This is a genomic window from Parafrankia elaeagni, from assembly GCF_000374165.1.
Taxonomy (GTDB): Bacteria; Actinomycetota; Actinomycetes; order Frankiales; family Frankiaceae; genus Parafrankia; species Parafrankia elaeagni.
Genome location: NZ_KB893705.1, coordinates 19,945 through 31,962 on the forward strand (window position 1 = coordinate 19,945; position 12,018 = coordinate 31,962).

The 12,018-nt window shown below is 74.2% G+C and carries 12 protein-coding genes; 2 read left to right on the top strand and 10 right to left on the bottom strand.

Translation table 11 applies throughout. The features are described from left to right. Positions 1-47: 47 nt before the first annotated feature. The 6 genes from B207_RS0106170 to B207_RS40520 form a co-directional block, all read right to left on the bottom strand. Entirely contained in the window at positions 48-818 is a 771-nt protein-coding gene (locus tag B207_RS0106170) for a class I SAM-dependent methyltransferase (protein ID WP_018635651.1), read from the bottom strand. Positions 819-1,081: 263 nt separating this feature from the next. Further along, positions 1,082-1,690 carry an FHA domain-containing protein gene (locus B207_RS0106175; protein WP_018635652.1) on the bottom strand — a complete coding sequence of 203 codons (609 nt, stop codon included), beginning with the start codon at positions 1,688-1,690 and terminating at the stop codon, positions 1,082-1,084. Continuing rightward, complete coding sequence (locus B207_RS0106180) at positions 1,687-3,033, bottom strand: VWA domain-containing protein (protein ID WP_018635653.1); 1,347 nt, start codon at positions 3,031-3,033, stop codon at positions 1,687-1,689. Before B207_RS0106180 ends, B207_RS0106175 begins: the two co-directional genes overlap by 4 nt. Further along, complete coding sequence (locus B207_RS32785) at positions 3,033-4,088, bottom strand: PP2C family protein-serine/threonine phosphatase (protein ID WP_018635654.1); 1,056 nt, start codon at positions 4,086-4,088, stop codon at positions 3,033-3,035. Before B207_RS32785 ends, B207_RS0106180 begins: the two co-directional genes overlap by 1 nt. After that, positions 4,085-5,506: a hypothetical protein gene (locus B207_RS0106190; protein ID WP_018635655.1), complete on the bottom strand. Its 1,422-nt coding sequence runs from the start codon at positions 5,504-5,506 to the stop codon at positions 4,085-4,087. The genes B207_RS32785 and B207_RS0106190 overlap by 4 nt, the downstream gene beginning before the upstream one ends. Positions 5,507-5,511: 5 nt before the next feature. Further along, complete coding sequence (locus tag B207_RS40520) at positions 5,512-5,736, bottom strand: hypothetical protein (protein WP_018635656.1); 225 nt, start codon at positions 5,734-5,736, stop codon at positions 5,512-5,514. A gap of 186 nt (positions 5,737-5,922) precedes the next feature. Between B207_RS40520 and B207_RS0106200 the strand changes: the two genes are divergently transcribed. Then, positions 5,923-6,954: a sigma-70 family RNA polymerase sigma factor gene (locus B207_RS0106200; RefSeq protein WP_018635657.1), complete on the top strand. Its 1,032-nt coding sequence runs from the start codon at positions 5,923-5,925 to the stop codon at positions 6,952-6,954. Positions 6,955-6,989: 35 nt separating this feature from the next. Here the strand turns inward: B207_RS0106200 and B207_RS0106205 are convergent, their stop codons facing one another. Then, a complete protein-coding gene (locus B207_RS0106205) occupies positions 6,990-7,349 on the bottom strand; it encodes an STAS domain-containing protein (protein WP_018635658.1) in 360 nt (119 codons plus the stop codon). Between the two features lie 178 nt (positions 7,350-7,527). Between B207_RS0106205 and B207_RS0106210 the strand changes: the two genes are divergently transcribed. Further along, positions 7,528-8,277, top strand: coding sequence for a VIT1/CCC1 transporter family protein (locus B207_RS0106210; RefSeq protein ID WP_018635659.1), 750 nt, complete (start codon positions 7,528-7,530; stop codon positions 8,275-8,277). A 63-nt stretch (positions 8,278-8,340) separates the two neighbouring features. Here B207_RS0106210 and B207_RS0106215 read toward each other — a convergent pair whose 3' ends face one another. The 3 genes from B207_RS0106215 to B207_RS36710 all read right to left on the bottom strand — a co-directional run bounded on the left by B207_RS0106215 (position 8,341) and on the right by B207_RS36710 (position 11,864). Next, positions 8,341-9,837, bottom strand: a complete 1,497-nt coding sequence (locus B207_RS0106215) for a class I adenylate-forming enzyme family protein (RefSeq protein WP_018635660.1) — start codon at positions 9,835-9,837, stop codon at positions 8,341-8,343. A 15-nt stretch (positions 9,838-9,852) separates the two neighbouring features. Then, positions 9,853-10,167, bottom strand: a complete 315-nt coding sequence (locus B207_RS0106220; RefSeq protein WP_018635661.1) for a hypothetical protein — start codon at positions 10,165-10,167, stop codon at positions 9,853-9,855. 179 nt (positions 10,168-10,346) lie between these two features. Beyond that, on the bottom strand, positions 10,347-11,864 hold the full coding sequence (locus B207_RS36710) for a TetR/AcrR family transcriptional regulator (protein WP_051102423.1): 1,518 nt from the start codon (positions 11,862-11,864) through the stop codon (positions 10,347-10,349). Positions 11,865-12,018 lie beyond the last annotated feature (154 nt).

A 12,018-nucleotide genomic window follows, 5' to 3' on the forward strand; every position in this document is an offset into this window, starting at 1 on the left:
CTCGTGCCGTGGGTCGGCCTCATCGTGTGCGTCGTCCTCCCCAGGTGTCAGGCCCGGCGGACCTTCCAGATGCACTCGGACGGCCAGCGCCGCGCCCAGGCCTCCTCGGCGCTGTCGCGGTGTGAGCCGCCCGGCCCGCTCTCCGGCTGCGGCTCGACCAGATCCTCGACCAGCAGACCGCTGTCGCGGAACAGCCGGATCCACGCACCGTACGGCAGGTTCGCGCTGACCAGGCCGTCGGTGTCGGAGATCAGGCGCAGCCCGAAGTAGTCGCCGACCAGCCGGTCACCGGCGGCCTCGGCGCCGTCCGCAATGCTGATCTCGTAGATCGGGCTGACATGACCGAACGCCAGCAGGCCGCCGGGCCGCAGGATCCGCGCCGCCTCCGGGATCGCCCGGTACGGATCGGCGAACGAGAACGCGCCATGGTCGGCGAAGACGATGTCGAACGTGCCGTTCGCGAACGGCACGTCCTCCGCGCTGGCCTGGACCAGCGGGAAGTCCAGCCCGGTCTCGCGCTGCAGCGTGCGGCTGTGGTGCAGCTGACGCTCGGAGAGGTCCAGCCCGACCGGGCGCGCGCCGCGCCGGGCCAGGGCGGTCGACCACTGGCTGCCGCCGCACCCCATCTCCAGGACGTCCAGTCCCACGACATGCCCGAGGATGTTCAGGCGCGACTCCGGGATGCCCCACACACCCCAGGTGATGTCGCCGGTGAAGGCCTGCTCGCGGATCTGCGGGGCGTTGAACCGCTGGTAGTCGTCGGAGATCTCGTTCCACCGGGTGCGGTTGTTCCGCACGTGGGTGTCATTGCCGATCATCCTTTCCTGTGCTCCTCATCGAACGTCGTCGCGGCCACGCAGGGTGGCACTGGCTGGTCCGGAGCGCGATGCCAGTGGCGGACGTCGGTACCCCTGGTACCGGCTGTCACATCCTCGACGTGGGCGTCCGCCAGGTGCGTGGCGGACGCGCGGCATCCGCCGGGCTCCGTGACTGTATGAGACCCGACAAACAGTGGCTTCGGGGGGTGTCGCGGACGTACTGGACACAGCCGCCGTGCCCGGGCGTCAGCGGGCCGGGAGGATCAGTGCTCCCGGACGGTCAGCCGGGTCCACGCACCGACGAAGACCCGGTCCGCCTCGGCGAGGGGGACGGGTGCCTCGGCATCCAGCCTGATGAGGCGATCGGCGTCCGGGCCGAGCCAGGTGCCGTTCGCCGAGCCGAGATCGGTCACCGTCACGGTCCCGTCGGCGTGGCGTTCGAGCCGGGCGTGTGCGCGGGAGACACCGGGGTCGCGCGGCGGGAGTGACAGGTCGAGTGCCGGGGCCTGGCCGCGGGAGCGGCTCCGGCGCCCGATGACAGCGCGCGGGCCGGCCAGCTGGACGAGTCGGGCGGTGGCGCCGGCGGGGAACGCAGCCGGATCGCCGCCCTGCCCCCGGTCGAAGCAGGCCCGGTCGAAGTAGGCCCGGTCCGACATCAGCTCGACGGCCCAGCGCAGGCCCGGTGCACCCGCGGCGGGCCCTGCATCGGCGGCGGGCCCTGCACCGGCGGCACCCGCTCCGGGCCCGAGGAGCGGCACCACGCCGACCGCGCGCGGCCCGGTTCCGGTGAGTGTGTCGAAGCCGCAGGCCCGGCAGACCGGCTCGCCCGCCGGGCGCGGGAAGCCGCACCCGGCGCACGTCGAGACACTCACCGCCGGGCAGGAGTGGTGAGCGTGGAGCCGGCGTCCAGGTCCATCTCGTCGAGGACGTCCACCTGGCGGCGCAGCCGCACCGACCCGGTGGCCGCGTCGTCGATGTCCACGATCCTCGAGAGCCGGGCCAGCGCCTCGTCGTTCGCCGTGTGCGCGGCGAGGCTGGCGGCCCGGCCGAGCAGGGTCACCGCGGTCTGCTCGTCGCCGGCCCGGCGGGCGGCGAGCCCGTCCTGCACCGCGCGGGCCAGTTCCGCCTGGCCGGTGTAGTGGGCGACCACCCCGTCGATGCGGGTGGACAGCTCGACGTCGTCCGTCCACACCGCCCGCACCCGGGTGCGGGCGATCTCCTCGTCCCCGACCAGCAGGCCGACCCGGGCGGCGAGGCGTTCCTCCCCGACCTGCGCAGGCGGGACATCCAGGCACAGGTGGTACTCGCGGGTCCCGGCGGCCCAGGCGCCGGTCGGGTAGTCGTGACTCAGTGGGCTGGCCTGCGTCGCCCGTCCGGTGAGGTCGTCGATCTCCGGCGAGACCTGCCGCAGGAACCGGACCGCCGCGCCGCGCGGCGCCCACAGCCGCAGGCCCACCCGGTCGACGCCGCGCGCGAGGGCCCGCGCGATGATCGAGCGGAAGTCGTCCGCCATCGCGCCGGGCTCACGCAGCAGGGCGACCTCGCCGAGCAGCCGGGAGGCGACCAGACGCAGCTGGGCGACCTTCCAGTCGGCGCCCACCCCGCGGCAGTCGCACTGGAAGTGGCCCTCGCAGGCGGTCAGCGCGGCATCGAGGACCTCCGCGGTCTCCTGGTTCTCCCCGTCGGTGAGCAGGAGCGTGTGGTGGATGAGGTCCGGGCGGGTCGCCATCAGATCCCGGGCGAGGAGAAGCCATTCGCCGATGGCCGTCCCGCCGTGGGCACGCACGCGGGCGACCGCCTCGGCCGCCTCCTGGCGGGTCCGCGCGGATGCCTCGACGAGGGTCCGGCCGGCCGGGTAGACCATGGTCGCGGAGGAGGTGCCCGCCACCACCGCGAAGGCGACCCCGTCGGGCAGCGTCTCGATCGCGGCCCGGGCGGCCCGCCGGGCCTCGACGATCTTCGTGCGCGGGTAGTCCATAGAGCCGGAGCAGTCCAGCAGGATCACCTCGGCTGCCCGCGGCCCGCCCGCCGCCCGTCCGCCTGCCGCCCGTCCGCCCGCGGCCGGCGCGTCGCCCGTGCCGGCATAGCCCGTGCCGGCGCCGCCGCCGGCCGGTGTGCCGACGTCGTGCGCGGTGACCGTGATGACGGCGTGGACCTCGCCGGCTCCCGCCGACAGGTACTCGTTCTGGCTCACCTCGAGGCTGAAGTCGACCATCAGGCGCTCCCCGGAATGTCGATGACGATCACGGTCACGTTGTCGGCCCCACCGGCGCGCAGAGCCACGTCCACCAGGTGCCGGGCGACGGCGATCGGCGTCGCGCCGGCTCCGGGCTCCGCGATGTGTGCCGCCAGCGCCGCGGCGGCCGAGGCGTAGTTCCACAGGCCGTCACTGCACAGGACGACCCGGCCGGGCGGTCGCAGCCGCACGATCCTGGTCCGCGGGACGGGGGAGGGACACGCGCTGCCCAGCCAGCGGGTGATGGTGTGCGCGGCGCGGCCCTGCTCCGCCAGTTCCGGCGGCAGCTGCCCGGCCCGGACGGCCTCGGCCGCGAGGGTGTCGTCCTCGGTCAGCCGCCGCGTGCCCGCATCGTCGACCAGGTAGGCGCGGCTGTCCCCGAGCCAGCCGACGACCAGCGTGTCGCCGACGGTGACAGCTGCGACGAACGTGCAGGCCGGGGTGAGGCCGAGCTCGGCCGCGCCGGCGACGGCCGCGGCCTGTGCCGCCCGGGCGGCGTCCCGCAGCGCGGTTGTCACCTCCTCCGCGAGGCCGGGCCCGGGCCGCCACTGCTCCGCCCGCAGGGTGAGCAGTTCCGTCGCGGCCCGCGCCGCACCCGCCGCGGCCGGGCCCGAACCGGGAGCGGAGGACACTCCGTCGCAGACCACGCCGACGGCTCCCTGCCCGTCCGGGAGGAGGGCGAGGCCCATGCCGTCCTCGTTCGCGCGGTGTACCAGTCCGCGGTCCGTCGCGCCCGCGGCGAGCCCCAGATCGCGCTGTCGGGCGTCCGAGGCCCGGAGGGGACGGGTGCCCGAGCGGGCTGCCGCATCCAGCCGCATGCCGCACCGCTCGCAGTAACGGTCCCCCGGCAGCACCGGACCGGCGCAGCGCCGGCAGCCGGCGACGACAGGCTGATCGGCGTCCCGGTGGGCGGTGTCCCAGTGGGCGGTGTCCTGGTGGGAATCCGCGTCCGGCGGGAGATCAGGGTCGCCGGGCGGCGGCTCGGCGGCGCCGTCCTGCGCATCGGGCCGGGTGCCACCGGCGGGCCCGCTCATGTCAGCGTCCGCGGGCGCACGTCGTTGGCGAGCGATGGCACGTCGCTCGGGGATGCCCGCCGTGCTGGCCCGCCTGCCGGCGCCGCACCCTCGGGTGGCGGTGCGGGCAGCGTGCCCAGCGCCGCGCTGAACGCGGTGACGAGGGCTTCGGCCGCGTCGAGGTCCACCGGGACGGTGGACAGTGCGGTGGCGGCGCGGTCGTACAGGTCGCCGAGCTCCGCGGACTCGATCTGGCCGCGTTGGCCGGCCTTCGCGCGCAGCGCGTCCAGCAGCCCGCGCAACTCGCTCCGCCGCCGCAGCGGAGCCTGGTTCGTCGCGACGGTCTCGTCCGCGGCGGCGAGGGTCGCCTCCGCGACCCGGGTCCAGGCCCGCAGGCCATGGGCCACCAGCCGCCACTCGCCGGCGGCACCGGCCGCCCGGAGCCGGTCGAGCCAGGGGCGCAGGCCGTGGCGCGGGTCGTCGAACCAGCCGTCATCCAGGCGTACCAGGCCGGACCGGTCGCCGGTGAGCCGCTCCACCACGGCGCGGGCAGCGTGCTCGCCCGCGGCGGCGGTGGCCACCACACGCCCGAGGAGGTCCTCGGCGGCGGCGAGTCGTTCCTCGAGGGCGTCGAAGGTGTCGCGCAGCGCGGCCACCAGCTCCGCGAGCTGGGCGGCGGACGTCTGCGCCGGTCGCAGGTCCGCTGGTGTGATCTCCAGCGGGTTGGCCGTCACGCCGGCGAACGCGACCCGCAGATCTGCCTGGGCGGCGGCCAGTTCCGGCAGGTCGGGGACACCGAGCCGGGCGCAGGTGGCAACCGCCTCGGACACCGCGCGGGCGGCCTCGCCCAGCAGGTGGTGGTGCTCCGCCCGGGCGCGGGTCACCGCCGCGAGCTCCGCGCCGATCGCCCGGGCGACCTCGTCGACATCGGCAGGCGCGCCGAGCGGTGCGGCTGCGCCGAGGCCGGGCGGAGGGGGAGCGCCGAGGCCTGGCCAGGGGCTGTTCAGCAGCCGGTCGAGGCGGGCGGCCTGCCGCGCTCCGGGCCGCGGCGCCGTCCCGCGCACCTCCTCGGCCCGGGTGAGCAGGGCGCTCAGCGCGCGATGGCGCTCCCACAGCCAGTTCATTCCGGTCCGGGCCAGTACGGCGCGCTCCGCGGTGCGCCCGCGCAGCCCGGTGCCGTCCCCGAGAACCTGCTCGGCTGCCCCGTCCAGGTCGAGAAGCGTCGCGGACAGCGCCGCCGCCGTCGACCGCAGCCGGGCCAGCGCCGCATCGGCGGTGTGTCGAGCGGCGGCCCGGAGCGGCGCGGGATCCGCGGGCGATGCCTGCACCGGCGATGCCTGCTGCACCGGCGGTGCCTGCGCCGGGGACGGGCGCGCGAACAGGTGTGGGGCCTCCTGGAACAGGTCGTCGTCGGGTGCGGGAAGGTGCCGGGCGCACATCGGCGTCAGTCCCGGTGGCGCGGAATCGGAATGACCGGGCCGATGCCCGTCAGCCGGTCCCGGGCCAGCCCACGCGAGGTGACGTCCGCGAGCACACCGACGGTGAGGTGGCCGCGGTCGGCGATCGCGCGCAGGTGTGACCCGGCGGGCATGGCGCCGGGAGCGGGCAGCGCGGCGGTGGGACTCCCCGGTGCCGGGCCCCCGGCCGGAAGCGTGCCTGCGGCGCTCATAGCTGTTGATCTTCTCTCGGGTTGTCACGGGGGAGAAGTGCCCCGGGATGTCGGTTGGCCGTCACCGCCACCACGATTTCTGTCGGAGGCGGGAGTCACACTGGCGGGCGTGGGGATGGCGATGCCAGGCGATACCGGCGATCAGGGCAGGTCGGCCGGGCGGTCTCAGCGGAGTGAGGGTGTGCGATGAGCAAAGTTCTTTCGGACCCGCGGGCTGATGAGCCCGCCACCGGCGAGGGCCGGGCCGAGGCCACGAGCCTGCTGGAGCCCTTCCGTCGGGAGCTGACCGGTTACTGCTACCGGATGCTCGGCTCACCGTTCGACGCGCAGGACGCGGTGCAGGAGACGATGATCCGTGCCTGGCGCGGCCTCGACCGGTTCGAGGGGCGCTCGGCGCTGCGGTCGTGGCTCTACCGCATCGCGACCAACGTGTGCCTGACGATGCTCAGCGCCGGGCAGCGCCGGGCCCGCCCGATGGATCTGGCCGGCCCGTCCACGGCCCAGACCGCGCTGCGCGCCCCGCTGCCGGAGACGGCCTGGATCGTGCCCGCGCCGGACGGGCAGGTCCTCGCCAGCGGCACCGACACCACCGACCCGGCCGAGCTGGCCGACCGCCGCGAGACGGTGCGGCTCGCCTTCGTCGCCGCGCTGCAGCACCTGCCTGCGCGCCAGCGCGCGGTCCTGATCCTGCGGGAGGTGTTCGGCTGGTCGGCGAGCGAGACCGCGCAGCTGCTGGACTCGTCGGTCGCCTCGGTCAACAGCGCGCTGCAGCGGGCGCGGGCCACGATCGCCTCCGCCGGGATCTCCGAGGCGGAGCCACTGCGCCCCGCGGACGACGCGCAGCGCGCCCTGCTCGCCCGCTACGTCGACGCCTTCGAGCGGTACGACATCGAGTCGCTGGTGGCGCTGCTGCACGAGGACGTGACGATGTCGATGCCCCCGCTCGACCTCTGGCTGCGCGGCCACGCCGACGTCCGCGGCTGGCTGCTCGGCACCGGTTACGGCTGCGCGGGCTCGCGGCTCGTGGCGACCGTCGCGAACGGTCACCCGGCGTTCGGGCAGTACCGGCCGAGCGCCACCGGTTCCGGCCACGACGCCTGGGGGCTGGTGGTGCTGGAGATCTCGGCCGGCCGGGTCGCCGGCATCAACACCTTCCTGGACGTCGCGCGGGTGTTTCCGCTGTTCGGCCTGCCCGGGCACCTGCCGGCGCCGGAGTAGGCGGCCCGGCCCCGACCCGGCCCGCCCCCGCGCGGTCAGGGGCGGTCGCCGCCCGGTGGGCCGTCGGCTGGTCGCCCGTCGAGCAGCTGGGTGAGTCCGGTCAGCCAGAGCAGCTCGCGCAGCGCCGGCGGGGCGACGACCCGCAGCGCCCGGCCGTGGCGACGGGCGAGAAGGGTCAGCCGGGCGACCGTCTCGACCAGAACGGCGTCCACCCCCTCGACGGCGGACGCGTCCAGGATGACAGGCGGGCCGGTGCGGTCACGGAGCAGTGCCTCCAGCCGCCCGCACAGCTCGGGCAGGGCCGCCCGGTGCAGCAGCGCGGGGAGCCTGAGCACGGAGCTGCCGCTGCCGCCCGCGGCCGGGAGCGGCGGCAGGGCTGAGGTGTCGTCGGGCATGACCGGGCCTCCCGTCCGCGGGGAGCAGCTGGCTCGCCCACCGGCGCCACCTGTCCACAGACAGAGAGACCGCCGGGCCACCGGGAACTCATCGGCTCAGGCGTCGAAGAGCTCCTGTTCGAGGCCGGCGCCGTCCGTTCGTGCATGTCGGCTGACGAGATCCGTAACCTCGTGCATCGTGACACCTGACGCGCGCGACCCGAAGCGGTCACCGTCCGAGAGCGGCCACGAGTCCGGGAAGCACCACGGGAAGCACCACGGGCCCGGAGGCGGCTGGCTGCGCCCCGCCGTCTTCGGCGCGATGGACGGGCTGGTCAGCAACGTCGCGCTGATCAGCGGCTTCGCCGGCGGTGCCGCGGCGCGGCCGGCGGTGATTCTGGCCGGCCTCGCGGGCCTGGCCTCCGGTGCCTTCTCGATGGCGACCGGGGAGTACACCTCGGTCCGGTCCCAGAACGAGGCGATGCGGGCCCAGATCGAGGTCGAGCGCCGAGAGCTCGAGCTGTACCCGCAGGCCGAGCAGGCGGAGCTGGCCGCGTTCTTCCGCGAGCAGGGGGTGGAGGCGCGGACCGCCGACGCGGTGGCCCGGCAGCTGGGCCGCAGTCCCGACAGTGCGTTGCGGGCCCATGTGCAGAGCGAGCTGGGTCTCGATCCGGACGACCTCCCGTCGCCGCTCGGCGCCGCCGTGGCGTCGTTCGGCGCGTTCGCGCTCGGGGCACTGATCCCGGTGACGCCGTACCTGCTCGGGTTCGCCTCGTTCGCCGCCGCCGCGCTGCTCGCCGGCCTCGCGCTGTTCCTTCTCGGTGTCGCCGTCAGCCGGTTCACCGACCGGTCGGCGCTCTACAGCGGGGCGCGCCAGCTCCTGCTGGGCTTCACGGCCGCCGCGGCCACCTACGGTGTCGGCGTGTTCGTCAACGCGTCCGTCGACTGACCGCGCGGGGACGGGTCGCCGCACCGGCCGATGCCCGGCCCGGCGACCCGTCCCCGCGAGCTGTCAGGCGAAGGCCTGCCCCAGCTCGGTGCGCAGTACCCGGCGCAGCAGCTTGCCGTTCTCGTTGAACGGCAGCTCGGTGCGGAACTGGATGTGCTCCGGCGTGCGGCTGGAGCGCAGCTTGGCCCGCACGTGGCTCCGCAGCTCCTCCTCGGTCACCTCGCCCGTGACGACAACGGCCGCGACGACCTGCTCGCCCCAGTCCCGGTGCGGGATGCCGACGACCGCGGCCTCCTCGACAGCCGGATGGGTGATCAGGACGGCCTCGATCTCACCCGGCGACATGTTCTCGCCACCGCGCACGATGACGTCGTCCAGCCGGCCGTGCACGTACAGGTAGCCGCCGGCATCGAGGTGGCCCTCGTCGCGGGTCGGGAACCAGCCGTCGTTCTCGATCCGGCCGATGCCGAGGTACTCGCCGGACACCTGCCCGCCGCGGACCCAGATCTCGCCGTGCTCACCGGTCGGGACCTCGACGCCGGCGGCGTCGCGGATCGAGACCTCGAGGCTCGGCAGCGGGCGCCCGACGGAGCCGAGGCGTGCCCGCACCGCCGGGTCGTCGCTGCTGATCGCGGCCTGGTGGTCGTCCGGGCCGAGCACGGCGATGGTGCTGGACGTCTCGGTGAGCCCGTAGGCGTTCACGAACCCGACGCTCGGCAGCATCGTCACCGCGCGCTCGATCACCGGCAGTGGCATCGGGCCGCCGCCGTAGGAGATCGACCGCAGCGAGGGCAGGCCCTGCCCGTCGGCCTCGATGACGTCGAGGATCCGGCCGAGCATGGTCGGCACGACCATCGCGTGGGTGACCGCCTCCGCCCGGACGAGGTCGACCCAGGCCCGCGGCTCGAAGCTCTCCAGCTGAACGATGCGGCGCCCCGAGTAGGTGGACGAGCACGCGGCCGACACACCGGCGATGTGGTACGGCGGCACGCTGACGACCGCGACCTCGTCCTCGGCGGAACCGGCGAACTCGACCGTGGTGATCACGTACTCGGTCAGGTTGCGGTGGCGCAGGACGGCGGCCTTCGGCTCGCCGGTGGTGCCGCTGGTGAACAGCAGCACGGCGATGTCCTCGGCGTCGCCGCCCCAGCCGTCCGCCTCCTTCGCCTCGGGATCCGCCCCGATGGCTAGCAGCTCGTCCCGGGTGATCAGGTGGATGCCGTCGATCTCCCCGAGGCGCTCGGCGACGCCGGCCCCGACGACGATCGTCGCGGGGGCGGTGCGGGTGACGATCGCCCTCAGCTGCTCGTCCGCCAGCCGGTAGTTGATCGGCACGAACGGCTTGCCCGCGATCGCCGACCCGAACAGCGTCAGCGGCACGGCGGGGGAGTTCAGGTCGATCAGGCCGACACGGTCGCCGGGCAGAGTCTGCAGGGCGGCGCCGATCCGGCGGGCCCGGTGCGCGAGCTCGGCGAAGGTGAGCCCGCCCACACTGGGCCCGAGGGCGATGCGGTCGGCCAGGCCGTCCGCCGCCATCTCCAGCAGCATCCCGAGGTGCATGTGCGTTCCCGCCCGTCAGTCAGAGGAGGGGAGCGGCTTGGCGTCCTTCAGCGGCAGCGGCACCTCGCCGATCGACAGCGAGCCGGCACCACCCTTCGTGGCCAGCAGCTCCAGGCCCGACTCGGGGTCGGCGAACCGCTTCCCCAGCGGCGTGCCGCCGGAGAACGCCGAGTCGAGAGTCAGCCCGGTGGGAACCTCCGCGCCGACCTCCACCACCGGCTGCCCACCGCAGCGCAGGTCGATCGGGCCGGACGATGGCTTGACTATGATCACCTCGGTGTCGCACACCGTGGACTTGTAACGCGTACCCGGCTTGACCAGGGTGCTCACCCGTGTGACCTCCTCGATCGGGCGTCCCGCCGTGCACTTTGCGGGTGGTCCGTGCGTGGGACAGGCCATCAGGTTATGCGTGTTCTGTACATCACGCGCGAAGTCGCTGCCCGCGACAGTGCGACGCCCCGGGGTGACTGACCTGGTCGAACAGCGACGGTCGAACGGCGGTTATGCGGTTATGACGGGGCCCGGCTCCCCGGGCCGGCCGCGGGCGTGGCGGGCGGGCGGAGCCGGGTGCGCTCGAGTGCCGTCGCGACCAGATCGACGATCCCCGCGACGGAGCGGCCGCGGTCCATACCGAGCAGCGCCTCGGGCAGCTGCTCGACCAGAGCGAAGAACGCGATGCTCGCCACCTGCGGGTCGAGCGGGTGCGGCGACCGGCCGGCCCCGACGAGACCGCCGTACCCGGTGCGCAGCCGCTCGCCCACCGCGGCCCGGGCCGCCTCCAGCCGCGGATGCTGCGGCTGCTGGTCCAGCCAGATGCGGGTCACGCCGAGGTAACGCAGCGCGAAGGTGGCGACGTCGGTCAGCCAGCTCCGCAGTGCCAGCGGATCAGGATCGGCGGCCGAAGCGGCCCGGCACATCCGGTCGTCGAGTTCGGAGATCGTACGGAGTGCCTGGTCGCTCAGCGCGACGAGCAGGTCGAGTTTTTCGTCGAAATACTTGTAGAAGGTTCCACGGGCGTAGCCGGCGATCGAGACGACGTCATCCACCGAGCATTGGTGGTAACCCTTTTCGGTAAAGCACTCGACGCCCGCGTCGAGCAGTCGGCCGACCGTGGCGGAGGCGCGGCTGCTGAGTGCGGCGAACCTGTCCTCGGGTGGCGGCGGGAGGACCGCGGGACGAAGCGGTGCGGCCGGCGGCGCCGACCAGAGGCGTTCACCGGTGCTGGGCGGCCGCGGCGCCGGAATATCGCGCCCCAGCTGGGCGAAAACGGTCGGCGGGGTCTGCGGGAAAAGAAGGAGCTGGACGATCACGGCCAGGCTGTCGGTCAGCTGCTCCGCACCGATCACACCGGCGGCGCCGGCCCGGGTGGAAGGACCGCCGGTGCCCGCGGCGCCGGCCGCGGAGCCAGGTGGGGTGCCGGCGGGACCGCCGGAGCCGGCATGGCCGCCAGACCGCCCGCCGCGCGCCGCCGGGCCGGCGTGCCTCGCGTAGTTGCAGGCGTTCACCAGCGTCGTCAGCATGACGGCCGCATCCGCGGGGTCGATGCCAGACACGCCGGAGGAGGCCAGCCGGCGGGCGATCCGCTCGTGGTAATCGGCCAGGAAGCGGCTGGCCATGTCCGGGATGGACGTGCCGGGAGAACTGATGTTCGCCCACTGGACGAACATCGTGGCGTACTTGTCGTAGACCCAGGCCCACTCGCCGAGCCACCAGTGCAGATTGTCGAACCCGAGCTCGGTGGGTTCCAGCGGACCGATCCGGCGGACCACCCGCATGAGCGCGGTTCCGCATTCCTGGAGCAGCTCGACGAAGATCTGCTCCTTGCTCTCGAAATACTGATAGAGCGTGGCGCGGGACACACCGGCAGCTGTGGCGATGTCATCCACCGACGTGCCGTGGAAGCCCTGGGTCTCGAATAGCGCCAGTGCGGTCTCCACGACGCGTGCGCGTGTACGTGAACCGCGCGTCCCGACCACCGGACTGGTCGGCCCGTAGCTCGCTCGTCGAAGGATCTCGTTCTCGGACATCCATGTCAGAGTATGCGAACAGGCGGCGTCGCATTCACTTCCGCGCGGCCAGGTGCCCACGTCCGCCGGAAAGTGGAATTGGTCGTGTGCGGACGCGGGCGCGGATGGCCGGGGTGCGGGCGTACGGGTGTGGTGGGCCCGGAGTCCGGGTGCG

Coding starts and splice junctions, on each gene's coding strand:
- B207_RS0106170 (WP_018635651.1), bottom strand. CDS start 818: ATGATCGGCAATGACACCCACGTGCGGAACAACCGCACCCGGTGGAAC.
- B207_RS0106180 (WP_018635653.1), bottom strand. CDS start 3,033: ATGGTCGACTTCAGCCTCGAGGTGAGCCAGAACGAGTACCTGTCGGCG.
- B207_RS32785 (WP_018635654.1), bottom strand. CDS start 4,088: ATGAGCGGGCCCGCCGGTGGCACCCGGCCCGATGCGCAGGACGGCGCC.
- B207_RS0106190 (WP_018635655.1), bottom strand. CDS start 5,506: ATGTGCGCCCGGCACCTTCCCGCACCCGACGACGACCTGTTCCAGGAG.
- B207_RS40520 (WP_018635656.1), bottom strand. CDS start 5,736: ATGAGCGCCGCAGGCACGCTTCCGGCCGGGGGCCCGGCACCGGGGAGT.
- B207_RS0106200 (WP_018635657.1), top strand. CDS start 5,923: ATGAGCAAAGTTCTTTCGGACCCGCGGGCTGATGAGCCCGCCACCGGC.
- B207_RS0106205 (WP_018635658.1), bottom strand. CDS start 7,349: ATGCCCGACGACACCTCAGCCCTGCCGCCGCTCCCGGCCGCGGGCGGC.
- B207_RS0106215 (WP_018635660.1), bottom strand. CDS start 9,837: ATGCACCTCGGGATGCTGCTGGAGATGGCGGCGGACGGCCTGGCCGAC.
- B207_RS36710 (WP_051102423.1), bottom strand. CDS start 11,864: ATGTCCGAGAACGAGATCCTTCGACGAGCGAGCTACGGGCCGACCAGT.